The organism is Ruoffia sp. FAM 26254 (assembly GCF_045528545.1).
GTDB classification, from domain to species: domain Bacteria; phylum Bacillota; class Bacilli; order Lactobacillales; family Aerococcaceae; genus Ruoffia; species Ruoffia halotolerans.
In genome coordinates this window covers 87,667-111,048 of record NZ_JBGQQY010000002.1, presented here as the reverse complement: position 1 = coordinate 111,048, position 23,382 = coordinate 87,667, and the positions used below count along the sequence as shown (strand labels likewise).

Genomic DNA, 23,382 nt, shown 5'->3' with positions numbered 1-23,382 from the left:
ATAAAGTAGACTATAATGTAAATAATCACATTGAGGGGGATGAGAAATGAAATCGGCTTGGAAAAAATATATTCGGCCTAATTTGTTTTATATTGTTTCTATTGCCATATTACTACCTATTTATCTTCACGCTGTTGTACTATTGCTTGCGATTACCTACTTAATATGGCAGAAACGTAGCTTAACAATGCGAACGTTTATTAAAAACAAATGGTTGAGCATATTTATACTTTATGTTCTAATCGTTTCATTAATTAATCGAAACTACATCGGTGTTTTAATCACCTTAGTCTTTTTCTTATTTGTGATTTACTTTAGTAGTTACTTGAAGTGGATCACAGTAGAAAGATACTTGAAGACGTTGAATATATTCGTACTGGGAAGTATTCCTGTCGCTATCTATGCACTCCTTGTCTATGTCTCTTATGTATTCCGTGAAGGTTACACTTTACTCTATGTATTCCAATATGCGAATGTTCAGACGAGGGCAGAGTCGACCTTCTTTAATCCGAATTATTACGGCTTATACTGTATCTTTGCGATTAATATTGGTATGTATCTACTATTAAAGAGTGATTATGCTAAGAGATTTAAAGCCTACTATTATTTTTCATTTGTCCTGAATATCATGAGTATCTTACTAACGGCTTCGCGGATGGTGCTCCCTACAGTCGCGGTGGCGATTGTTTGGTTTGTCTTTTGGACGAAGCGGTCATATGTATGGTATATGTTGGGACTGGCAGCAGTTGGAGGGATTGCTTTATTCGTTAATCCAGACTTAATCCCTAGGTTTAGCTCGATTGCTTACGCCTTTCAGGATCGGTTTGCGCTATGGGATGTTGGTTGGCAGATTTTTATGAGTAATCCGCTGTTTGGTCGTGGGGCCATGAGTTATATGAATTTATATTACTTATATACTGACAAAGCAGATATGCATGCACATCAGTTAGGGATTAATACCTTAGCTGATTACGGTGTGATTGGGGTCATTATCTTAGGCTTTATGATGAAAGATTACTTAAAGTCTATAGTCAGATTAGCGAAGCAGATGGAGTACCGTAAGGAATTTGCTTTAATTTCAACGATGCTCGTGACTGTGATCGTCCATGGAATAATGGATGTATCAATCCTTTGGACACAAACGGGGTACATTTTCCTAGCAGTTGTCTTGCCAATACAACAATTAACAGAAAAAACAAAATAAATTTAAAAAAACATTGCACTTCGATAATCTATGTGGTACTATGTGTTAGTTGAGAAAACAAGTAGAAACGAGCCGTTTCTCGCCAAAGTGAATTTGGCAAATACATAGTCTGCCACTAGGAGTGGTGTGTCTATATTTAACGGCGAGTTTATATTTATTTTATAAACTTGCTTTTTTTATTGTTACTTGTTTCTCAAAATACATGGAGGTGGAGATCATAAAAGAATTACCTATCAATGATGGCATTCGTGCACGTGAGGTACGTGTTATTGGAGATCAAGGCGAACAGATTGGCGTTAAGTCTCTTCAGGATGCTCTTACTATTGCCGAGTCGTTTGAATTAGATTTAGTGCTTGTGTCTCCTAACGCAAAACCCCCTGTCGCTCGAATCATGGATTACGGTAAATATCGTTATGAGCAACAGAAGAAAGAGAAAGAGCAACGTAAGAATCAAAAAACTGTCAGCTTAAAAGAAATTCGTTTAAGCCCAGGGATTGAAGACCATGACTACCAAACAAAATTACGTCAAGCAATTAAATTCCTTGAAAAAGGAGACAAAGTTAAAGTTTCAATTCGTTTCCGCGGCCGTGCAATTACACATAAAGACTTAGGACGCGACGTTATCATGGATTTCCTTGATGACGCGAATGCAGTGTCAACTGTTGAAACAAAACCTAAGATGGATGGGCGTAGTATGTTCGCAATTCTTGCTCCAATAAGTAGCGAAGAATAGAACATTATTATTTAAAACATAGGAGGATTTATCATGCCAAAACAAAAAACACATCGTGGATTAGCAAAGCGTGTTAAAAAGACAGGTTCAGGGAAATTAAAACGCTCTAGAGCCTTTACTTCTCACCGTTTCCACGGTAAAACTAAGAAACAACGTCGTCAATTACGTAAAGCAGCGTTAGTATCTAGTTCAGATTTCAAACGCATCAAACAACAAATTTCACAACTATAATATCAACGAACTAAAAGGAGGAATTCACAATGGCACGTGTTAAAGGTGGATACGTTACTCGTCAACGTCGTAAACGTACAATTAAATTAGCAAAAGGTTATTACGGAGCAAAAAGTATTTCATTCAAGATGGCTAAACAACAAGTCATGAAATCTCATACTTACGCTTACCGTGACCGTCGTCAGAAAAAACGCAACTTCCGTCGTTTATGGATTACGCGTATTAACGCAGCAGCTCGTATGAACGGAATGAGCTATAGTGTATTAATGAATGGTCTAAAAAAAGCAGGTATCGAAATGAACCGTAAAATGTTAGCTGACTTAGCAGTTAACGATGAAGCAGCTTTCTCAGCTTTAGTAGAGCAAGCAAAAGCAGCTTTAGCTTAATCTAAGATTTGAGTCTCAGTAATGAGACTCCTTTTTTATTGTTAAAAATACCAAAAAAAATGAAATATTACATCTGTATTTGTTGCCATAATAAATACGGATGTTTAAGATAGAACTTAGACAAAGGAGGAATCATATGAATTATATTTGGCGTTATATTAAGAATTATCCCGGACTGCTTGCATTAGATGTGTTCGGAAGCCTTTTTTTTGTATTAGTAAACTTAGGCTTACCTACAGTGCTATCAATTATGATTGACCAAGCAATTATTCCAGGGGATCAAAGTTTATTATTTACTCTAGCCATGGTGATGTTAGGGATTATTATATTGGGTGCACTTGGACGTATTCTATTATCCTATGCCTCAAGTAAATTAACCAATATCATGATCCGAGATATGCGTAATGACATCTTCGATTATACGCAAAAGTTCTCACATGAAGAATTTGAAAAGATTGGTGTTCCATCTTTAGTAACGCGTGTAACAAACGATGCATTCGTGTTAATGCAGTTCGCTGAGATGTCACTGCGTTTAGGTGTGAATACACCGTTAATGTTCTTCGGAAGTATTGTGATGATCATTATAACCAGTCCGTCATTGGCTTGGATTGTAGCTGCGTCAATGCCGTTTCTGTTAGTTGCGATTTATGTCATTGCTAAGAAATCTAGACCGTTATCTGAAGCTCAACAAACGTCTCTAGATACAATTAACCAATATGCGAGAGAGAATTTAACAGGACTACGTGTGATTCGTTCTTTTGCTCGTGAGGAGTATCAAGAAAATCGTTTCAATAAAGAAAGTCGTCATTATTCAAATATCGCCACGCGTTTATTCAAATTAATGGCAGCAGCAAACCCAATCTTCATGCATATCCTCGTTTGGATGATTGTTCTTATTATGGGACTATCGCTACAACCTTTAGCAGTTGGAGAATTACAAGTAGGTAACTTGGTTGCTTTTGTGGAATATGCCTTTCACGCTTTATTTTCAGTGATGATGTTCTCACAATTATTCATTATGTATCCAAGAATGAATGTTTCTTCGAATCGTTTACAGGAAATAATGAATACCGAGATTTCGATCTCTGTGAATGAAGATGGTATAACCCAAACTGAAACACATGGTTACGTAACTTTTGATAATGTGACATTCGCTTATCCAGGAGAAACTGAGAATCCAGTCCTTCATAATATTAGTTTTGAAGCGAAACCTGGAGAAATGGTTGCCTTTATCGGAAGTACCGGAAGTGGTAAGTCGACTTTAGTTCAACTTATTCCGCGTTTCTTCGATGTTACTTTAGGACGTATCATAATCGATGGTGTGGATGTACGTGATTATAACTTAAAAGCTTTACGTCAAAAGATTGGTTTCATTCCTCAGAAAGCATTGTTATTCACTGGAACGATTGGAGAAAACTTACGTTACGGGAAATACAATGCAACGGAAAACGAATTAGAACGTGCCAGTGATGTGGCGCAAGCAAGTGACTTTATCCATAAGACTCAAGAACGTTACCACTCATTCTTAGCTGAAGGTGGAACAAACTTATCTGGTGGACAAAAGCAACGACTATCGATTGCGCGTGCAGTTGTGAAACAGCCCGATGTATATATCTTTGATGATAGTTTTTCTGCACTGGATTATAAGACCGATGCGGAATTACGTCGTCGCTTGAAAGAAGTGACAACAAATTCAACGGTATTAGTCGTTGCTCAACGTGTGAGCTCAATTATGAATGCTGATCAAATCATCGTTTTAAACGAAGGTGAGATTGTCGGACGCGGAACGCATGAAGAATTAATGGTTGAGAATGAGATTTACCGTGATATTGCAAATTCACAAATGAAAAATCCAACTATAGAAGAGTAAAGGAGTGAGCTAGATGAAAGAAATAAAAACATTTGGAAACTTATGGAAATACTTAAAAACATATAATAAACAACTAATCCTAGCCCTCGTACTCTTAATCATTAACGTTTTAATGACAGTGGTTGAGCCGTTCGTATTAGGATTAGCTATTACGGAAATTACTCAAAACGTCGTGGATATCGCCCGTGGAGCTGAAGGAGCGGCAATCAATTATGAATACATTATTACCATTCTAATTGTTTATGTCATTCGTGGATTTATTGTTCAAGGGACAAATTATGGATCGAACGTCTACATTACAATTGCGGTTCAGAACATGACCCGTGATTTACGTGATGATATCATCCGTAAGATTCACCGTCTCCCCGTGGCTTATTTTGACCGTAACCAATTTGGAGATATCTTAGGACGTATTACTAGTGACGTTGAGACAGTTTCCAACTCACTGCAACAAGGAATAATTCAAGTGACAACAGCATTCTTTTCGATTATCTTTGTCACGATCATGATGCTGACTTTGAATTGGCAATTAGCGCTCATTGTCTTTATTAGTATGCCGATATCTTACTTTGTTGCTCAAAGTGTAGTGAAGATTTCTCAACAACACTTCAAGAAACAAGCGGATGTCTTAGGTAGAATGAACGGTTTCGTTCAAGAGAACTTTACTGGGTTTAATATTATTCGTTTATATGGGCGTGAAGATAGTTCTGTAGAGGAGTTCCGTACGATTACGGGAGAGTTAGCAGATGTCGGCTTTAAAGCAAGCTTTTTATCAAGTTTAATGATGCCCTTAGTATCCGTCGTATCTCACTTAGCTTACTTAGTTGTTGCGGTGGTCGGTGGTATGTTCACGATGGCAGGACGCTTAACGGTTGGTAACTTACAGGCCTTTACTCAATATGTATGGCAAATTAACCAACCGATTCAAATGGTGACTCAAATTACTGGGTTATTACAAGCGGCTGTTGCTGCAACGCAACGTATTTGGGAAGTATTAGACCAAGAAGAAGAATTGAACGAAGTAACGGAAGAAATACCTTCACCTGTGACAGGGCAAGTGACTTTCGATGATGTTTCTTTCCAATACACTCCAACAAAACCATTAATTAGAGATTTCTCTGTAAAGGTTAAACCGGGTGAAACGATTGCGATTGTTGGTCCAACAGGTGCAGGTAAGACAACGATGATTAACTTACTGATGCGCTTTTATGATGTGGATAAAGGGTCGATTAGATTGGACGGCGTAGACAACCGAGCCGTTTCAAGACAAAAATATCGCGAGCAATTCGGGATGGTATTACAAGATGCTTGGTTGTTCGAAGGAACGATTAAAGAAAATTTACGTTTCGGTAATTTAGATGCGACAGACGAGCAAATTGTTGAAGCTGCCAAAGCGGCTAACGTGGATCATTTTATCCGTACGTTACCAGGTGGTTATGAGAATCGTATGAACCAAGAGTCGAGTAACATTTCTCTCGGTCAAAAACAATTACTAACGATTGCACGTGCTTTATTATCTGATCCTAAAATCTTGATTCTAGACGAGGCGACAAGTTCGGTGGATACTCGACTAGAGCAGTTGATTCAAAAAGCGATGGAACGCTTGATGGAAGGGCGTACGAGTTTCGTTATTGCCCACCGCCTTTCAACCATCCAAGATGCCGATCGTATCTTAGTGATGAAAGATGGTCAAATCATTGAACATGGTAACCATGAGCAATTATTAGAACAAAAAGGCTTCTACTATGACTTATATCAAAGCCAATTTAATACTTAATATATAAAGATTGAATGCAACCTTTCATTTAATGCTAATTTCGATTACAATATTAGCAATAGATAATGGAAAGTGACATTGAATACAATAAACCCACAGTCACTCATCAGAGCAATCTGAGTGACTGTGGGTTTTTATTTTTGGGGGAATTTGGATGCGTATAGGATATCAAGGTGTTGCCGGTTCTTATAGTGAGGCAACGTTACAAGATTATATAAAGACATTGGATGATACAACGACAGAGATAGTACCAGTACCTTATGGAGATTTTAAAGCGGTCGTGAATGATTTATTAGATGACAAGTTGGATTTAATTGTCGTTCCAGTTGAGAACTCAACGACCGGCATCATTGCTCGTGTCACAGATTTACTGCGTTATAAGCCTGTCATGGCGATTGCAGAGGCTTACCAACCTGTTCGACATACTTTATGGGGAGTGGAAGGAAGTCGCTTAGAAGACATTCAGATGGTATATTCACATCCTGAAGCCTTGTCGCAATGTCAGGTGTTCTTTAATTCGTATCCACTGATTGAAAGCAAGGTATATGAAGACACTGCCAAAGCTGCGTCATATATTCAAACATTAAATCGACGAGATATTGCTGCAATTGCGAGTCCTCGAGCAGGGGAGTTACATCAATTAGTTCCATTAATGGAGAATGTGCAAGACGAATCAACAAACACGACCCGTTTCTATGTGATTGAAAAGATTCAAGAAAGAGAATATACCGGGACTTGCTTAAGTCTATATGTTGAGACTCGTCACGAATCGGGTGCTTTATCTAAGTTGCTTCAAGTATTTGATATTTTCAATTGCAACTTACAAAACTTAAGCGCCAGACCGATTGAGAATCAGCCATTTACTTATGGATTCTTTATAGAAGTGTCGATTAAAGAGATGAGTTCACCCGTGAACATATTGATTCAGACTTTATATCAAGTATCAGAATACCTTCAAATCATGGGGCAATATGATCAAGTGTCAAAAAGTATTTATTTAGACGTTTAGGAAGGGGATAAAAATGAAAAAGATTGCAATTGTTGGTTTAGGTGTCATCGGAGGTTCCTTTGCGAAAGCATTTAAGGCTTCGGATAGTTCGAATTATTATGTGATGGGAATTGATAGAAACCAAGCGACACTCGACAAAGCCCTGGAAGCCGGTGTGATTGCAGAAGGTGAAGTTGAGAATGAAACGATTCTACAACGTGCTGATATCGTTATTATTGCCCTATACCCTGAGAATATTAAAGAATTTATCCTACAAAACTCAGACGCTTTCAAAGAGGGTGCCATCCTAACTGAAACGACAGGGATTAAACAATATGTGATTGACAGTATCTTGCCAATTTTACCTAAACAAGTCGACTTTATCTTTGGACACCCAATGGCAGGGCGAGAATCACAAGGCTTTGAATACTCAGACCACACAGCCTTTATAGGAGCGAATTATATATTAACACCACTCGCTTCGAATAAGTCAGAGAACCTGGAAGTATTTAAAGCCCTTCTTAAGAAAATTGGCTTCCAAAGATTAACCCAAGTAACGCCAATCGTTCATGACGAATTAATCGCTTATACGAGCCAATTATGCCATTGTATTGCAGCGGCGTTAATTAATAGTGATCAACCTGAACGTAATACGGTTCAATTCATCGGTGACAGTTACCGAGATTTAACTCGAATTGCGAAACTAAATGAGAATCTGTGGTCAGAATTGATGTTAAATAATAAGGATGTGCTTGTTCAAGTTATTAGCGAATTTGAAGCAGAAATGACAAAAATTAAAGAATCGCTCTTAACGAATAATAAACGTGAATTAGAAGAAGTCTTTATTGAAGCCACTCGCCGCCGTGAAGATTTTGAAAAGAATGACTTAATGATTTAATTTCAATTTAAAGTATTAAATTCCTTGCAATTAGAATCTAAGTGAGTTATATTATAATCACATTAAAAATAAATGATAAAAGAGGTTATCTTATGTTTACCCATTTCAACAATATTATTATTGTCATTCAAAGACCGGACTTGTTAAATTGATTTTATAATCAGTTTAAAAAGTCCTATTCGTCTTGAATGAATGGGAACAGATAACAAACCCCCATTCTAGTAATCTAGAGTGGGGGTTTTTATTATTCAAAGGAGTGGTAAAACGATGAGTGACATTGAAAGCGACGTCCATATTTATCAAATTACACAGAAAACAATAGGAGGATTCATCCATGAATTTATTTAAACAATTTAATAGCGCTTTTACAAGTAACCTGTCAATGTTCGTAGTATTAACGGCTTTATTAGCCTTAATGTTCCCAAGTTTTTTCACACCTTTAAGTGGTTATGTGAGTGTATTACTTCAAATCATTATGTTCACCATGGGCTTGACATTGAAAGCATCTGACTTTTCTCATGTTCTTAAAAACCCAACGAGCGTGATTATGGTTTCTGCCATCCAATACTTATTTATGCCACTGAGCGCTTTTGCAATTGCGAAATTATTCGGTCTATCAGGTGATGTGGCTTTAGGTTTAATCATAGTTGGATCAGTTCCTGGAGGGACCGCATCGAACATTATGGCTCTCTTAGCTAATGGGAATGTGCCACTTTCAGTGAGTGCTACAACGGTGTCTACATTATTATCCCCATTCGTTACACCACTTCTGATCGCGACTTATGGCGGAGCATTTATTGAAATTGCTTTTTGGCCAATGTTCTTATCCATCACACAAATCGTCTTAGTGCCAATTGTCTTAGGATTAGTTGTGTCTCATCTCTTAGGGGACAAGTCAGAAAAGATCAAGACAGCGATGCCATCATTCTCATCGATGGCGGTACTGTTAGTTCTCGCTGGAACAGTATCAGTGAACCGTGAGAATTTACTAACCGGTGGTCTAACGGTTGTCCTAGCAGTATTAGTTCATCATTTATTAGCTTATGCAATTGTTTACTTTATCTATGGGTTATTCAATGCTTCTGCGATAACAAAACGTACGTGTGCGATTGAAGTTGCGGCACAAAATACAGGGCTATCCGCAAGTTTAGGTTTAACGCATTTTTCACCAGAAGCAGCCTTAGCGGGTGCAGCTGGAACGATCGTCCATACACTTGTTGGAATGATGTTTGGTAGTTTATGTGCTAAGAAAGATATGAAAGAAGCCGAGGGAGGAAAAGCAGCAGCGCGAGCAAGAAATGCGAGATCAACAGTTTTACAAAGAACATATTAATTTTAGATTTGTGTGGAGTGTCAATAGGTAAGTGAGTGAAAAACACACGCACCACCCAAACAAAAAAGGCTCAACAATCGTGGTGACATTTGTCCACAGTGTTGAGCCTCTTGTTATGCGCATAAAAAAGAAGGGCGATAGGTCAGCCCCTGTTAAATTAAGTTTTATAGAAGTCGTAATGCTGCCACATTCGCACCTGATTCTTCATGATTAGTGCCATCACATATTAAAGCATCAATCTCATCTAAGATTGTTTCTAAAGTTATTGGATAGCCTTCTAATAACCTTGCTTCGCCTGTGACGTATTCATAAATAACTAGAGAAGGGGTAGATTCAACTGACATATCGATGGCAGTCTTTTGGTCTTTTAAGAACAAATGTTTAACAAAATCCGACTGCATATCTTGTTGAAATATCTCGACATCTAGTCCAACGTCATTGGCAAGATCAATTGCGAATTCTTCACTAAATTTAGAAATATCGCCATTGATTGTCTCCTGAAGGCGCATTAAGAAATAACGACCTAATCGTTTCCCTTGCATACATGCTGCTTTATATGCGAGAGATGCCCGGTATACCGATTGAAAGATGTAATTTCTCTCCTGCAAGTTTGTTTTTTTGATACCAAGTTGTTGCATATAGTCTTCAACTAAACGTTGATTATGAAAAGGTAGGATGTGCAAATCTATGTTTGACGTTACTAAATCAATTAATTTTAAAACTTCATGTTGACAAGTGTAACAATTTTTCCCTAATGGATTAACGAATAAAAATAATTCAAATACACTTGGAACGCCATTGTGTCTATATTCGATTTGATATTGACTCATTTAGAAATTCCTCCTCCTTTCTTATATTTGGTATAGTTAATATTAACAATAAAGTAAACTATTAGCGAATGATAGGCTTGTTCATTTATTCATTTGTAGAGTATCGATGTGCGCGTGATAACTTCGTTTCTGCTTGTTTGTAAGATATATCAACACTCGCTAACAGTGAATTAAATTGTTCTAAAGCAACTTCAATATCTTGAGATTCAAGTTCCAATTCGTAATCTTCAGCTTGCGGATATTGAGTATAGTCTAACGCATATAATCCATAAGGAACGTCGATATTATAACGTTCTGTAATGAGACTCATTGTTCTTTTAATATCAGTCCAGACGATATTTCTTGAAGCAATAAACTCTTGGATATCCGCTGAATAAATAATGTCTTCATTCAATGATTGTGGCACGTCTATCACTTTCTCTCGATTGAATTGAGTAAGTTCAATCGATTCAAGTTCAGACACTCTCTCTTTAATTGTCCATTCACTCGAACCATTATCAAACACTCTTAATCTCAGCGCTGAATTATTTTGCTTGAAAATTTCATCTGCTGTATCATAATAGTAATTGGATTGAATGATTTTTGGTTGATTTTGTAAATTAAAATAAGTATAAAGCTTTTCATACTCAGCTTTACTTAGTAGTGTTTTTAATTCTCTTTCAATTGAAGATACCATGTATATATCCTTTCTTAGCTAAATTATGTACAATGTAATATATACAAAAAATAAAAAAACTGTATGTCCATTACAGTCCGTCATTTATCCTATAATAATTCATTACTATATGCAAATAAATATACTTATACAAAAATAAGAAAGTCGGTGACTAAATTGATAGAAGATAATTTTATCGAGAATTGGGACTTATTCTTAGCTCCTTATGAACAAGCTGTAGAAGAATTAAAGCTGAAACTAAAGAATATTCGAAAAGAATACCGAACTTTACACCGCCATACGCCGATAGAGTTCGTTACAGGACGTGTGAAGACACGCGAGAGTATTCTCGAGAAGATGGAAATGCGAGAAATTGAACCTGAAGATATGTTAATTGGTGTTCAAGATATCGCTGGAATCCGAATCATGTGTCAATTTGTTGAAGATATCTATGAAGTAGCCGAATTAATAAAAGAACGGACGGATTTCAAAGTATTATTGATTCGTGACTACATTCACCACCATAAGCCCAGTGGCTACCGATCATATCATATGGTTATTGAATATCCTGTACAACGCGCAAAGAATGTGGATACCGTCATTGTAGAGGTTCAAATAAGAACATTAGCGATGAATTTCTGGGCGACGATCGAGCATTCGCTGAACTATAAGTATCAAGGAGAGTATCCAAAGCACATTCTTGAACGACTGGAAAGAGCTTCAGAAGCAGCATTTATGCTGGATCAAGAAATGTCAGAGATTCGAGAAGAGATACGCGAAGCGACACAATTCTTCGAACAAAGATATGAGGACCCCGATACAGCAATAAATAAAGGGAATTATGAGGTGAATCAATGAAACCAACGGTACTAATTTATTCAAATACAAAACCTCAATCTCAATCTATTAAAACTGAACTCACAAACAAATTAAATAAACACCAGATTGAAATTGTGGATGAACGTGAACAACCAGATTTTATTATTTCAATTGGAGGAGACGGAACCTTCTTATCTGCCTTTCATCATTTCGAACAATATATTGAACATTCGAGATTCGTCGGAATCCATACTGGACATCTAGGCTTCTATACGGATTGGCTTAGCAATGAAGTGGATGCGGTTGTGGATGGATTATTAAATGCATCCGATCAATCGGTGTCTTATCCTTTACTCAATGTCGAAATTTATTTAGAAGATGGGCGGTGTAAGAAGATGTTAGCTTTGAATGAATTCTCCATCCGTTCAACGATGGGAACCATGGTGAGTGACGTCTATATTAAAGACCACTTCTTCGAGACTTTCCGAGGAGATGGCATTAATATTTCAACACCAACCGGATCAACAGGCTTGAATAAATCATTAGGGGGAGCAGTCATCCATCCGCGCCTAGATGCGATTCAAATGACTGAGATGGCTTCAATAAATAATCGAGTGTATCGTACCTTAAGTTCTCCAATTATTATTCCTTCAGATGAATGGTTTACTTTGAAACCAGAGAATACGCAATCTGCGATTCTTTCCGTGGATAATCAAAGTTGGTTGAATTATGAAGTATCCAAAGTGACTTGTCAGGTTGCTAAACAACGGATCCATTTCGCAAGCTTCAAACATACCCACTTTTGGGATCGGGTTGAAAATGCGTTTATTGGGAGAAAACAATCACTTTAAAGGAGAATGTTATAAATGCAGCGGATTTTGAAAGTTATAGGTCTAGTCATGACGGTTGGTTTGGTAGTGGCTTGTAGTAGCCAGAGCGATGAGTTTGAACATACCGCACTCGCCGGAGTTGAGCGAATCAACGCACCCGTTACTATTCCAGGAGATACGTCGTTGTTAACAATGAATGAGGACGCAAAAGGCATGATCTATGATTCTCTAGATAAGATAGGGACATTTGCCGAAGGAACGCAATCTCCAGTGGATTATTCACAGATTGAAGCGGTTCAAACAGAAGCAGATTATATTGAGTTTCTGCAAGAGACGAGTGACCAAGCGAAGTTATTATATATTGGCTTTGATGAATGCCCTTGGTGTAAAGCTTTATCACCTAAGATTAACCAAATTGCTAGTGAATTAAACGTTCCAATCTATTACTATAATACTCGATTACACGAACACGATGCGACCTTCCAAGGAGCCATGCAAACATTTGGTGTCGAGACTGTTCCGTATGTCTTTGTGATGGAAGATGGCGAAGCAAAAGAGCGAATCAGTCATGAGTCATCAATGGAACAAATTGAACAATTCTTCACGCTCTATACTGAAGAATACCAATAGAAAATTTTAACAAGTTAGGAAGATAATGTGATTTTAACATGGGAGTATCAAGATACTTTAGAACAAACGATTAAACACTTTTTACACTTTGAAGGGATACCAAGAAATTTTGTAAAAGCGGTGAAGCACAACGGTGGGCAGATCTTACTGAATCAAGAAGAAGTGACCGTGAGAGCAACTTTAAACCAAGGTGATGTATTAACACTCATCGCACCGGATGAACACGGACATGAAACGGTAGCACCGTCAGATATCCCGATTGATGTCGTTTACGAAGACCGTGATTTCTTGATTGTGAACAAACCGAGTGCTTCGGTTTCCATTCCTTCAAAGCAAAATCCAGATAGCTCGATGGCAAATCGTATTAAAGGTTATTATGTAAGAGAAGAATATAAAGACCAAGTGATTCATATCGTCACTCGTTTAGACCGCGATACGACCGGGTTGATGTTGATTGCTAAACACCGTCTTGCCCATGCATACATGGACCGGATGATCCAAAGCAAAGGTTTAACTAAAATCTATTATGGTTTGTCACATAAAGTGGATTGGGATAAACATGGTTATATCGATGCACCGATTGGCCGTAATCCAGAATCAATTATCAGTCGAATAGTGGATCCAGCAGGGCAAGCTGCTTTAACTGAGTATTGGTTAAAAGAACAAGTAGAAGAGGCAAGTTTACTAAGAATGCAGCTTCACACAGGACGTACACATCAAATCAGAGTTCACTTAGCCCACAAGGGTGGGCCTTTAGTTGGCGATGATTTATATGGCGGAGTAAAAGATTCCGTGATATCAAGACAAGCCTTGCATTGTGGTGAGTTACAGTTTGTTCATCCATTTACAGGAGAAGACATCCACATCAAACAAGCCATACCAGAAGATATGCACACGTGGTTAAATATCAGAAAAGAGGAGATAGAAAATGGAAATATTTGAAAGATCTCTTGAAGAGAGTATCGAAACGTTTAAAAAATTATTGAACGAAAACCGAATGACTCGATTTAGAACCGAGTATCTAGCCTTACATAATTATGAGCAAAGTATGATATTTGCGAATTTGGAAAAAGAGGATCGTGAAAAGATTTATCAATATTTATCTCCTTCAGAATTAGCAGATGTCTTCGACATGCTCGAATCGCAAGACGAGACGATTGATATCTACTTTGAAGAGATGTCTCCACCTTATGCTGCGTCAGTTCTAGGCGAGATGTATGCCGATAATGCGGTTGATGTGTTGAATAGCTTAAAAAACCGTGAACGTATTAATCTCTATATGAACCTAATGCCTGCAGAAAGTGCTCGTGAAATCAGCTCGCTGATTAATTATTTAGACGAGACAGCTGGGGCGATTATGACGACTGAATTTATCTCTGTTCAAGAAGGCTTAACTCTAGGTGCCGCTTATCACAGACTGAGAGAGCAAGCGATTAAAGCTGAGACAATTTACTATGTATATGTTGTAGATGAAAATAATCGTCTCGTTGGTGTAATCTCATTAAAGGATTTAATTATTAATGATGAAGATAAGCTGATTCATGACGTGATGAATACGCGTGTGATTTCGGTTCAAGTAAATGATAACCAAGAAGAAGTAGCCAAGATGGTTCAAGATTATGACCTATTAGCGCTTCCTGTTGTTGGTTTTGACCGTGAATTACTCGGTGTCATTACGGTTGATGATGTCTTAGATGTTATACAAGATGAGGCAGATAGTGACTACTCTGGTTTAGCGGCGGTTGACGTTAGCGAGAGTCATGACACGCCACTATCAGCGGCAAGAAGTCGTCTTCCTTGGTTGGTCACTTTACTATTCTTAGGAATGGGAACAGCGACTTTAATTAGTCAGTATGATGCGCTAATTTCTGAAGCAAGTGTCTTATCTGCTTTTGTTACTTTAATTACTGGTACAGCCGGAAATGCTGGGACACAGTCATTGGCCGTAGCTGTAAGGAAATTGACAAATAAATACGATGACGAGAACTTCTTTACTTCATTAATGTTTGAATTAATTACTGGCGCGATTACTGGACTCATTGTCGGAATTACAGTGATGTTAATCGTCTTAGTCTGGCAACAAAATCTTGTTCTAGGTGCAGTGATTGGAATAGCGATGATGGCTGCAATTATTGTAGCAAATCTTGCAGGTTCATTTATACCGAAGATTATGGACAGACTTGGTTTTGACCCTGCAGTTGCGAGTGGACCATTTATCTCAACGCTGAGTGACTTAACATCAGTATTTATCTACTTTAGTATTGCTCAATTATTCTTATCAGCTATTATTTAAAGCAATACATAACGAACGACCCTTTGACTATTTTAAAACAGTCAAAGGGTCGTTTTTTAATTGATTTGTTTTTCCATGTCATGATGAGGGATGTTGGCATCCAAGTAGCCTTCTTCATTTGTGATTGCGTAATTTAATTTCTCATAGAAGGGGATAGCTGGATCTTGAGCAGATAAGCTAAGTACCTCAATGGAAGGGTTAGTTTCTCTTGCCCATCTTTCAATTTCTTCCATCAATTTAAATCCTAAGCGCTGACCTCTTTGTTCTTTTAGAACTGCCACACGTTGGATCTTTGCTTTTGTCTTAGCGTCATTAAGATTGATTCGTGCCGTTGCGACGGGACGATTGTCAATATATCCAATTAGGTGAATTAATTGCTGATCCAAACCATCTAATTCAAGTCCTGGATCAACATTTTGTTCGTAAATAAAGACTTTCTTACGAATATCGAATGCGTCCTTTAATTTTGAAGTGTCTCCATCTAATACCCAAGTAAATTTCATTTAAAACCCTCCACGATTTCATGTATAATTAATCACAGTGACATTATTGACGTTATTTTACTATAATACAGAATATAAATACAATGAGCAAAGGGTGTTTTTTTATGACAGAAATAAAAGAAGTATCAAAAAAACGATTAGAAAATGTAAAAAACTTAACAACGATTCCATCTCCAACGGGTTATACAGCAGATATTATTCACTATATTTGTGGTTTGTTTGATGAGATGGGAGTCACTTATGAAGTGACGCCCAAGGGCGGGTTACTTGTAAGTATCGATGGTAAGAATAAAGAAAGTCACCGCTTTGTGACAGCTCATGTGGATACATTAGGTGGAATGGTTCGTGCGATTAAACCGAATGGTCGCTTAAAACTTGATTTGATTGGTGGCTTTACTTTTAACGCGATTGAAGGAGAGTACTGTACCGTTCATTCAAGTTTAGAAGATAAAGAGTATAACGGAACAATCCTTATGCACCAAACGAGTGTTCACGTCTATAAAGACGCGCGTACAGCCGAACGTAATCAAGATAATATGGAAATTCGCTTAGATTATAAAGTGAAGAACCAAGAAGATGTTGAAGAACTTGGTATTCAAGTGGGCGATTTTATCTCTTTTGACCCAAGAGCTATGATTACAGCCGAAGGCTTTATTAAATCACGTCATTTAGATGACAAAGTCAGTGTTGCGTTATTAATTGAATTGGTTGAGAATATTCACCGTAATCAGATTGATTTAGCACATACAACGCATTTCTATATCTCAACCAATGAAGAGATTGGTTATGGAGGTAATTCTAATATTGCTTCTGAAGTGAAAGAATATCTTGCGGTAGATATGGGAGCCATGGGCGATGACCAACGGACGGATGAATATAGTGTGTCGATTTGTGCGAAAGATGGATCTGGTCCATATCACTTAGGCTTACGTAATCAATTCGTTCAATTATGTAAAGCAAATGATATTGAATATCAATTAGATATTTACCCATTCTATTCAAGTGATGCATCAGCAGCCATGAGAGCTGGGGCAGATGTTCGTCACGGTTTAATCGGAGCAGGCATTGATTCTAGTCATGCTTACGAGCGCACTCACTTCGAATCTGTAGACGCTACATATGAATTAATTGCAAGTTATTTAGAATCAGAAATGATTGATTAAATTAATATGTAAAAAGAACGTGTAAAATGCCTTGAAATTTGCTACTATAAGAAGTACATAACATAGTGAGAGTTAGAGTGTAGAGGAGTGATATGAGTGGTAGATATATCGAAAAGTTTATTTGGCTATAATACAAGTCAAGTAGATTCGATGATGAGTCAACAGACAAGTAAAATTGACGAATTGGAAAAGAAGATTGAAAGCTTAGAAAGTCAACTAGCGACCTATATCGAATTAGAGTCAGCCCTAAAAGAAGGAATCGTTGACGCAAGACAAAAAGGTTCACAAATAATCGAAGATTCAGCTGGACAAGCTGAACAAATCATTAGTAAAGCGAATGAGCAAGCAACTCAATTAAAAGAGGAAACAATTAATCGTGGGAATGATTTATTGAATGGTGGGAATGCTTTAAGAGATCGCTTAACATTCATGAAAGACGAAATGCGTGAAATGGTTGATCAAGTATCAGAGTTTATTGATGGCACAGATTTTGAATCACTATTCCCTAAAAGTGAAGTGGATCAATTTACGATGCAGATTAACGAATTTTCAGATGGCAAAGTTGAAAAACGCAAAGAAAGCGACGAAGAGTCAGTCTCTGAGAGTACTTTAACAGATGAAGAAAAACGTGAATTAGAGAAATTAATTCATGAAGTGATTGCCAATGATGCAGCTTCAAAAGAAACTCAAGGACCTGAACGTAATATCGAGAAAAAATTAATCGAGTTGAGAACACTAAACGGATAATTTTTATGTTATGAACAATGCAATGATGAACTCAATCACATTGCATTGTTCCATTTTTTTGAAACGGACAATAACGAAAGGAAGTAACTATTTGGTAAATAATTTAGAGCAAGAAGTCAAAAGAAGACGGACATTTGCGATTATCTCCCATCCGGATGCGGGTAAGACAACCATTACCGAAGCAATGCTGTTATACAGTGGAGCCATACGTGAAGCAGGGACAGTTAAGGCAAAGGGTAAAAAATCAAACAAATTCGCAAAATCTGACTGGATGGAGATCGAGAAACAAAGAGGGATCTCTGTAACCAGTTCGGTGATGCAAGTAGATTATGACGGACATCAAGTTAATATTGTCGATACACCGGGACATGAGGATTTCTCAGAGGATACGTATCGTACATTAATGGCCGTGGATGCGGCAGTTATGGTTGTTGACTCTGGTAAAGGGATTGAGCCACAGACGAAACGATTATTCGAAGTTGTAAGTCACCGTGGAATCCCCATCTTTACCTTTATTAACAAATTAGACCGTGACGGACGTGAGCCTTTAGAGTTAGTGGCTGAATTGGAAGAAGTCTTAGGTATTGACGCGTACCCAATGAATTGGCCGATGGGTATGGGACGAAATTTAATCGGTCTTTATGATTTATATAATGAGCGTGTTGAATTAAGAGGGAATGATGAAGAAGAGGAAGATATCTTTATTCCTTTAGATGAAGACGGTGAAGCTCAAGGTGAGCATACGTTTAAAGAGTCATCGATATATTCTCAAGCTTTAGAAGACGCACAATTATTGCATGAAGCAGGAAATGAATTTGATTTAGACAAGATCGCTAACGGTAAGTTAACGCCAGTCTTCTTTGGATCAGCTTTAACTGGTTTTGGTGTTCAAACATTCTTAGATGCATTCGTTGAGTTAGCACCAGCACCAGAATCTATTGAACTTGAAAGTGGCGATGAAGTAGATCCAGTTGAGGATGACTTTACTGGCTTTGTCTTTAAGATTCAAGCGAACATGAACCCGGCTCACCGAGATCGTATCGCCTTTATTCGTATTGCTTCAGGGCAGTTTGAACCGGGCATGAACGTGACCTTAAACCGTACACAAAAGAAAATTCGTATGGCTCATACGACACAATTCATGGCAGACACTCGTGAAGAAGTAAGTACAGCCGTTGCCGGAGATATTATCGGTCTGTATGATACAGGGAATCTGCAAATTGGAGATACGTTGTATTCAGGTAAGAAGGCTGTTGCTTTCCCGCCATTACCACAATTTACGCCTGAGATGTTCATGAAAGTCAGCCCTAGAAATGTTATGAAACAAAAATCATTCCATAAAGGGATTGAACAATTAGTTCAAGAAGGTGCGATTCAGTTATACAAAACATATCATACGGAAGAATATATTATCGGAGCCGTAGGACAACTTCAATTCGAAGTCTTCCAATACCGCTTACTGAATGAATATAATGCCGAAGTTGATATGACTCCAATGGGGAATAAAATTGCACGTTGGATTAAAGAGGATGACTTGGATCCAAGTATGTCATCGAGTCGTAATTTACTTGTTCGTGACCGCTTTGGAGCTCCAGTATTCTTATTTGAGAATCAATTTGCTGAACGCTGGTTCCAAGATAAATATCCAGATATTGAGTTAGAACAACTGTTATAATCACGGATATTATTGAAGGATATATTTAAATAGAGGATGCTTTAAACATTAAAGATATTAAATCAAGAGTTTTATATTGTTGAAACGCTAAAAAAATGGTATTCTTATATAAGTAAGGGTTTTATTTATTTGAAACTCGTATTAAAATTTCATTTATAAAGGAGATTTTTCGAATGGAAAAGAAAGAATTTAACGTAATTGCTGAGACTGGGATTCACGCACGTCCCGCGACATTATTGGTGCAAACTGCAAGTAAATTTGCTTCAGACATTAACTTAGAGTATAAAGGTAAATCAGTTAACCTTAAGTCTATCATGGGGGTTATGTCTTTAGGTGTTGGGCAAGGTGCTGATGTTGTAATCACTGCTGAAGGTGACGACGAAAAAGAAGCCATTGAAGCTGTTGCAGAGACAATGAAAAACGAAGGATTATCTGCATAATGACAAAAATCGAAGTTACTGGGATTGCTGCTAGTGATGGTATTTCAATTGCACCAGTGTATCTATTAACAGAACCAGATTTAACTTTTGATCGCACTACAGTGGAAGATGCTGAAGCAGAAGCAGTTCGCTTTGATAAAGCGGTTGAACAAGCGACAGCTGAAATCACACAAATTCGCTCAATTGCTGAAAAATCATTAGGTGAAGAAGAAGCACAAGTCTTCGATGCTCACTTAATGTTCTTATCTGACCCAGAATTTACTGGGCAAGTAAGAGAAAAAGTTTCGAGCGAAGGAATCAACGCTGAAGCTGCATTAGGCGACGTGAGTGATATGTTCATTCAAATGTTTAGTGCCATGGAAGATAACGCTTATATGCAAGAACGTGCTGCAGACGTTAAAGACGTTTCAAAACGTATTCTTGCTGCATTATTAGGCGTTAAATTACCTAGCCCAGCGACAATTAGCGAAGAAGTTGTTATTATTGCTCATGATTTAACACCAAGTGATACTGCTCAATTAAACAAGCAGTTTGTGAAAGCGTTCGTTACAAATATTGGTGGACGTACTTCTCACTCGGCAATCATGGCGCGTTCTTTAGAGATTCCAGCAATTGTTGGTACAAACTCAATTGTATCTCAAGTTAAAGATGGCGATTTAGTTATCGTTGACGCAATGGAAGGTCACATTATTGTTGATCCGACAGAAGAACAAGTGAAAGAATACGAAGAAAAAGCACAAGCTTTTGAAGAACAAAAAGCAGAATGGGCTAAACTTGTGGATTCGCCATCAGAAACTAAAGATGGCCACGCAGTTGAACTCGCTGCCAACATTGGTACTCCTAAAGACGTGACGGCTGTTCTTGAGAATGGTGCCGAAGCGATTGGTTTATACCGTACTGAGTTCTTATATATGGATTCTTCTGACTTCCCAACTGAAGACGAACAATACGACGCATACCGTGAAGTGCTAGAAGCAATGGATGGTAAAGCAGTTGTTGTTCGTACGATGGATATTGGTGGAGACAAAGAGTTACCATACTTAGAATTGCCAGAAGAGATGAACCCATTCTTAGGATACCGAGCAATTCGTATCTCGTTAGACAAGAAAGATATGTTCAAAACTCAATTACGTGCTTTATTACGTGCATCTGTACATGGTAAGTTACGTATTATGTTCCCGATGATTGCCACTTTACAAGAATTCCGTGAAGCAAAATCATTCTTACTAGAAGTTAAAGAAGAATTATTATCTGAAGGTGTAGAAGTTTCAGAAGATATTCAAATTGGTATTATGGTTGAAATTCCTGCAGCAGCAATGTTAGCGGATCAATTCGCCAAAGAAGTTGACTTCTTCAGTATCGGAACAAACGACTTAATTCAATATTCAATGGCAGCAGACCGTATGAATGAACGTGTCTCTTACTTATACCAACCATATAACCCATCAATTCTACGTTTAATTAAGAACGTGATTGATGCTTCACACGCTGAAGGTAAATGGACAGGTATGTGTGGTGAGATGGCAGGAGATCAAACGGCTGTACCATTATTACTTGGTTTAGGCTTAGATGAGTTCTCTATGAGTGCTTCAAGTGTATTAAAAACACGTAGTTTAGTGAGACGTTTAAACTTAACTGATATGCAAGCATTGGCTGAAAAAGCAATTAATGAATGTACATCATCTGAAGAAGTAGTCGCATTAGTTGAAGAAGCAATAAAATAAATTTAATATAGCATCCTAGGTTATTTACTTAGCCTAGGATTTTATTATTCACTATACGTCAACCATATATTATATATGGTTGACCAAAGGAGTAAAAGATGACATTAAAAAATAAATTATTAAAGAAATTATCTGAAGGAAACAGTACAGTCCATTCAGGTCAAGAATTAGCCACTGAATTTGCAGTGACACGAAGTGCTGTTTGGAAAGCAATTGAAGAATTACGGGAACAAGGTTATGTGATCCAAAGTATCCCAAGAAAAGGTTATCAATACATTCAAAGTACGAAAAGTATTGATCCAGAACAAATAAGTTTATTACTAGGCGAACATGGAGCAGACTTAAAAATCACACTTTATGATGAAGTCACTTCAACGAATGATGTCGCAAAAGTACATGCAGCTAACCATCCGAACGAAGGTAAGTATGTGATCTCAAGAAAGCAAACGAAAGGAAGAGGTCGATACGGTAAGAGCTTTCATTCTACTATAAAAGAAGGACTCTACTCATCTTTACTCGTTCCTGTTAACCAAACACGACCAGAACATATTCCATTATTCACGATTGCAACGGCTACAGCGATGTCAGAAGCGATTGAGGAAGTCACTGGGAAAGTCATTGATATTAAATGGGTTAATGATTTATTTTATGAAGGAAAAAAAGTCAGCGGGATTCTATGTGAAGCAATCAGTGATATCGAAAGTGGCCAGATTACATCGGTAGTTATAGGTTTAGGGCTGAATCTAGCAGGTGACTTCGATGAAGCTGATGAGATGACACAAGGTGTTGCAGGAACCTTGTATGGGAGTGAGTTACCTAAAGAACTAAACTTAAATGTATTACTCTCAACTTACGTCTATCGCCTCCTCACTTATATTAAAGAGATTGATAAGAAAGAATATTTACCTTACTATTCGACTCATCTATTAGGGATTAACAAACCTGTGACGTATTCCGTTAAAGCTGAGGAAAGACATGGTATCATACGCGGAATAAACGAAGAAGGTCACTTAATTGTGGAGTTGCCTTCAGGTGAGATGGAAGAATTATTCGGACAAGAAATTCATTTATCAAGTAGTCAGTTTGCTAAGGGAGGAAACTAAATGAAAACAAGACAATTGACACAAATGGCTTTAATGCTAGCTTTACTAATTATATGTTCACAACTAACCATTCCTTTTGGTCCGGTCCCATTAACATTACAAACATTTGCAATATTAATGATAGGTTTAGTATTACCAGCGAAATACGCGGGATTAACGACGTTAATTTATTTAGTTATTGGACTATTCGGACTGCCTGTATTTAGTGGTGGAACTGGAGGGTTTGGATCATTCATATCGCCATCCTTTGGGTTTGTGATTGGTTTTATTCCAGCGAGTTTTATTATTAGTTATCTCAAACAACGATTGAAACCTGAAACAAATTCGAAACTTATTGGTATCACATTAATTGGAACGGTTATTTTATATATAATTGGTTTAAGTTACATGTATATTATCTTTCGAAACGTATTAGATATTGAAACTGGCTTTATGCATGTTTTACAACTAGGGTTGATACCTTTTATACCAGGAGATATATTTAAAGCGCTCTTAGCAATCTTTATCTATAAAAGACTTCAACGCATCTTATAAATGTAAATCTACACAT

General features: G+C 37.5%; 24 protein-coding genes. 21 read left to right on the top strand and 3 right to left on the bottom strand.

Annotation, left to right across the window (positions count from 1 at the left end; genetic code table 11):
* Nucleotides 1–46 precede the first annotated feature (46 nt).
* From ACEN3Z_RS01335 to ACEN3Z_RS01295, 9 genes are all read left to right on the top strand, one after another.
* Nucleotides 47–1,204: an O-antigen ligase family protein gene (locus ACEN3Z_RS01335; protein ID WP_407089258.1), complete on the top strand. Its 1,158-nt coding sequence runs from the start codon at nt 47–49 to the stop codon at nt 1,202–1,204.
* Between the two features lie 202 nt (nt 1,205–1,406).
* Nucleotides 1,407–1,937, top strand: coding sequence for a translation initiation factor IF-3 (infC, locus tag ACEN3Z_RS01330; RefSeq protein ID WP_138404854.1), 531 nt, complete (start codon nt 1,407–1,409; stop codon nt 1,935–1,937).
* A gap of 33 nt (nt 1,938–1,970) precedes the next feature.
* Nucleotides 1,971–2,168: a 50S ribosomal protein L35 gene (gene rpmI, locus ACEN3Z_RS01325; RefSeq protein WP_138404822.1), complete on the top strand. Its 198-nt coding sequence runs from the start codon at nt 1,971–1,973 to the stop codon at nt 2,166–2,168.
* A 29-nt stretch (nt 2,169–2,197) separates the two neighbouring features.
* Entirely contained in the window at nt 2,198–2,554 is a 357-nt protein-coding gene (gene rplT, locus ACEN3Z_RS01320) for a 50S ribosomal protein L20 (protein ID WP_138404823.1), read from the top strand.
* A 136-nt stretch (nt 2,555–2,690) separates the two neighbouring features.
* Nucleotides 2,691–4,424, top strand: coding sequence for an ABC transporter ATP-binding protein (locus ACEN3Z_RS01315; protein WP_407089257.1), 1,734 nt, complete (start codon nt 2,691–2,693; stop codon nt 4,422–4,424).
* A gap of 13 nt (nt 4,425–4,437) precedes the next feature.
* A complete protein-coding gene (locus ACEN3Z_RS01310; protein ID WP_407089256.1) occupies nt 4,438–6,201 on the top strand; it encodes an ABC transporter ATP-binding protein in 1,764 nt (587 codons plus the stop codon).
* A 154-nt stretch (nt 6,202–6,355) separates the two neighbouring features.
* A complete protein-coding gene (locus tag ACEN3Z_RS01305; protein ID WP_407089255.1) occupies nt 6,356–7,210 on the top strand; it encodes a prephenate dehydratase in 855 nt (284 codons plus the stop codon).
* 13 nt (nt 7,211–7,223) lie between these two features.
* Complete coding sequence (locus ACEN3Z_RS01300; protein WP_407089254.1) at nt 7,224–8,087, top strand: prephenate dehydrogenase; 864 nt, start codon at nt 7,224–7,226, stop codon at nt 8,085–8,087.
* A gap of 334 nt (nt 8,088–8,421) precedes the next feature.
* Nucleotides 8,422–9,420: a bile acid:sodium symporter family protein gene (locus ACEN3Z_RS01295; protein WP_407089253.1), complete on the top strand. Its 999-nt coding sequence runs from the start codon at nt 8,422–8,424 to the stop codon at nt 9,418–9,420.
* Nucleotides 9,421–9,584: 164 nt separating this feature from the next.
* Here ACEN3Z_RS01295 and ACEN3Z_RS01290 read toward each other — a convergent pair whose 3' ends face one another.
* Nucleotides 9,585–10,250, bottom strand: a complete 666-nt coding sequence (locus tag ACEN3Z_RS01290; protein ID WP_407089252.1) for a DsbA family protein — start codon at nt 10,248–10,250, stop codon at nt 9,585–9,587.
* 85 nt (nt 10,251–10,335) lie between these two features.
* A complete protein-coding gene (locus tag ACEN3Z_RS01285; protein WP_407089251.1) occupies nt 10,336–10,926 on the bottom strand; it encodes a CYTH domain-containing protein in 591 nt (196 codons plus the stop codon).
* Nucleotides 10,927–11,082: 156 nt separating this feature from the next.
* On the opposite strand from ACEN3Z_RS01285, the gene ACEN3Z_RS01280 reads away from it, so the two are divergent.
* From ACEN3Z_RS01280 to mgtE, 5 genes are read left to right on the top strand one after another with little or no spacing between them, the layout of a single operon-like run.
* Complete coding sequence (locus tag ACEN3Z_RS01280) at nt 11,083–11,763, top strand: GTP pyrophosphokinase family protein (RefSeq protein ID WP_407089250.1); 681 nt, start codon at nt 11,083–11,085, stop codon at nt 11,761–11,763.
* Entirely contained in the window at nt 11,760–12,575 is an 816-nt protein-coding gene (locus ACEN3Z_RS01275) for an NAD kinase (RefSeq protein ID WP_407089249.1), read from the top strand. The genes ACEN3Z_RS01280 and ACEN3Z_RS01275 overlap by 4 nt, the downstream gene beginning before the upstream one ends.
* A gap of 15 nt (nt 12,576–12,590) precedes the next feature.
* Nucleotides 12,591–13,184 carry a thioredoxin family protein gene (locus tag ACEN3Z_RS01270; RefSeq protein ID WP_407089248.1) on the top strand — a complete coding sequence of 198 codons (594 nt, stop codon included), beginning with the start codon at nt 12,591–12,593 and terminating at the stop codon, nt 13,182–13,184.
* Nucleotides 13,185–13,211: 27 nt separating this feature from the next.
* Nucleotides 13,212–14,126: an RluA family pseudouridine synthase gene (locus ACEN3Z_RS01265; RefSeq protein ID WP_407089247.1), complete on the top strand. Its 915-nt coding sequence runs from the start codon at nt 13,212–13,214 to the stop codon at nt 14,124–14,126.
* The gene (gene mgtE / locus ACEN3Z_RS01260; RefSeq protein WP_407089246.1) at nt 14,113–15,477 is read left to right on the top strand and encodes a magnesium transporter; all 1,365 of its coding nucleotides are present in this window, start codon (nt 14,113–14,115) and stop codon (nt 15,475–15,477) included. The genes ACEN3Z_RS01265 and mgtE overlap by 14 nt, the downstream gene beginning before the upstream one ends.
* Before the next feature lie 56 nt (nt 15,478–15,533).
* On the opposite strand, the gene ACEN3Z_RS01255 is transcribed toward mgtE, so the two are convergent.
* Nucleotides 15,534–15,980: a GNAT family N-acetyltransferase gene (locus tag ACEN3Z_RS01255; protein ID WP_138404836.1), complete on the bottom strand. Its 447-nt coding sequence runs from the start codon at nt 15,978–15,980 to the stop codon at nt 15,534–15,536.
* 104 nt (nt 15,981–16,084) lie between these two features.
* On the opposite strand from ACEN3Z_RS01255, the gene ACEN3Z_RS01250 reads away from it, so the two are divergent.
* The 7 genes from ACEN3Z_RS01250 to ACEN3Z_RS01220 all read left to right on the top strand — a co-directional run bounded on the left by ACEN3Z_RS01250 (nt 16,085) and on the right by ACEN3Z_RS01220 (nt 23,366).
* Nucleotides 16,085–17,143, top strand: a complete 1,059-nt coding sequence (locus ACEN3Z_RS01250) for a M42 family metallopeptidase (protein WP_407089244.1) — start codon at nt 16,085–16,087, stop codon at nt 17,141–17,143.
* Between the two features lie 96 nt (nt 17,144–17,239).
* Nucleotides 17,240–17,890 (top strand): DivIVA domain-containing protein, encoded by a 651-nt coding sequence (locus tag ACEN3Z_RS01245; protein ID WP_138404838.1) that lies wholly within the window; start codon nt 17,240–17,242, stop codon nt 17,888–17,890.
* Between the two features lie 91 nt (nt 17,891–17,981).
* Nucleotides 17,982–19,565: a peptide chain release factor 3 gene (locus tag ACEN3Z_RS01240; protein WP_407089243.1), complete on the top strand. Its 1,584-nt coding sequence runs from the start codon at nt 17,982–17,984 to the stop codon at nt 19,563–19,565.
* Nucleotides 19,566–19,738: 173 nt separating this feature from the next.
* The gene (locus ACEN3Z_RS01235) at nt 19,739–20,005 is read left to right on the top strand and encodes a phosphocarrier protein HPr (RefSeq protein ID WP_138404840.1); all 267 of its coding nucleotides are present in this window, start codon (nt 19,739–19,741) and stop codon (nt 20,003–20,005) included.
* Nucleotides 20,005–21,729 carry a phosphoenolpyruvate--protein phosphotransferase gene (gene ptsP, locus ACEN3Z_RS01230; RefSeq protein WP_407089242.1) on the top strand — a complete coding sequence of 575 codons (1,725 nt, stop codon included), beginning with the start codon at nt 20,005–20,007 and terminating at the stop codon, nt 21,727–21,729. The genes ACEN3Z_RS01235 and ptsP overlap by 1 nt, the downstream gene beginning before the upstream one ends.
* A gap of 98 nt (nt 21,730–21,827) precedes the next feature.
* The gene (locus ACEN3Z_RS01225) at nt 21,828–22,832 is read left to right on the top strand and encodes a biotin--[acetyl-CoA-carboxylase] ligase (RefSeq protein ID WP_138404842.1); all 1,005 of its coding nucleotides are present in this window, start codon (nt 21,828–21,830) and stop codon (nt 22,830–22,832) included.
* Nucleotides 22,833–23,366 carry a biotin transporter BioY gene (locus tag ACEN3Z_RS01220; protein ID WP_407089241.1) on the top strand — a complete coding sequence of 178 codons (534 nt, stop codon included), beginning with the start codon at nt 22,833–22,835 and terminating at the stop codon, nt 23,364–23,366. It begins immediately after the preceding gene.
* Nucleotides 23,367–23,382: the final 16 nt, after the last annotated feature.

Excerpts from the sequence above, each read along its gene's own strand:
- ACEN3Z_RS01335 (WP_407089258.1), top strand. The coding sequence starts at position 47 with ATGAAATCGGCTTGGAAAAAATATATTCGGCCTAATTTGTTTTATATT.
- infC (WP_138404854.1), top strand. The coding sequence starts at position 1,407 with ATGGAGGTGGAGATCATAAAAGAATTACCTATCAATGATGGCATTCGT.
- rpmI (WP_138404822.1), top strand. The coding sequence starts at position 1,971 with ATGCCAAAACAAAAAACACATCGTGGATTAGCAAAGCGTGTTAAAAAG.
- rplT (WP_138404823.1), top strand. The coding sequence starts at position 2,198 with ATGGCACGTGTTAAAGGTGGATACGTTACTCGTCAACGTCGTAAACGT.
- ACEN3Z_RS01315 (WP_407089257.1), top strand. The coding sequence starts at position 2,691 with ATGAATTATATTTGGCGTTATATTAAGAATTATCCCGGACTGCTTGCA.
- ACEN3Z_RS01310 (WP_407089256.1), top strand. The coding sequence starts at position 4,438 with ATGAAAGAAATAAAAACATTTGGAAACTTATGGAAATACTTAAAAACA.
- ACEN3Z_RS01305 (WP_407089255.1), top strand. The coding sequence starts at position 6,356 with ATGCGTATAGGATATCAAGGTGTTGCCGGTTCTTATAGTGAGGCAACG.
- ACEN3Z_RS01300 (WP_407089254.1), top strand. The coding sequence starts at position 7,224 with ATGAAAAAGATTGCAATTGTTGGTTTAGGTGTCATCGGAGGTTCCTTT.
- ACEN3Z_RS01295 (WP_407089253.1), top strand. The coding sequence starts at position 8,422 with ATGAATTTATTTAAACAATTTAATAGCGCTTTTACAAGTAACCTGTCA.
- ACEN3Z_RS01290 (WP_407089252.1), bottom strand. The coding sequence starts at position 10,250 with ATGAGTCAATATCAAATCGAATATAGACACAATGGCGTTCCAAGTGTA.
- ACEN3Z_RS01285 (WP_407089251.1), bottom strand. The coding sequence starts at position 10,926 with ATGGTATCTTCAATTGAAAGAGAATTAAAAACACTACTAAGTAAAGCT.
- ACEN3Z_RS01275 (WP_407089249.1), top strand. The coding sequence starts at position 11,760 with ATGAAACCAACGGTACTAATTTATTCAAATACAAAACCTCAATCTCAA.
- ACEN3Z_RS01270 (WP_407089248.1), top strand. The coding sequence starts at position 12,591 with ATGCAGCGGATTTTGAAAGTTATAGGTCTAGTCATGACGGTTGGTTTG.
- mgtE (WP_407089246.1), top strand. The coding sequence starts at position 14,113 with ATGGAAATATTTGAAAGATCTCTTGAAGAGAGTATCGAAACGTTTAAA.
- ACEN3Z_RS01255 (WP_138404836.1), bottom strand. The coding sequence starts at position 15,980 with ATGAAATTTACTTGGGTATTAGATGGAGACACTTCAAAATTAAAGGAC.
- ACEN3Z_RS01250 (WP_407089244.1), top strand. The coding sequence starts at position 16,085 with ATGACAGAAATAAAAGAAGTATCAAAAAAACGATTAGAAAATGTAAAA.
- ACEN3Z_RS01235 (WP_138404840.1), top strand. The coding sequence starts at position 19,739 with ATGGAAAAGAAAGAATTTAACGTAATTGCTGAGACTGGGATTCACGCA.
- ptsP (WP_407089242.1), top strand. The coding sequence starts at position 20,005 with ATGACAAAAATCGAAGTTACTGGGATTGCTGCTAGTGATGGTATTTCA.
- ACEN3Z_RS01225 (WP_138404842.1), top strand. The coding sequence starts at position 21,828 with ATGACATTAAAAAATAAATTATTAAAGAAATTATCTGAAGGAAACAGT.
- ACEN3Z_RS01220 (WP_407089241.1), top strand. The coding sequence starts at position 22,833 with ATGAAAACAAGACAATTGACACAAATGGCTTTAATGCTAGCTTTACTA.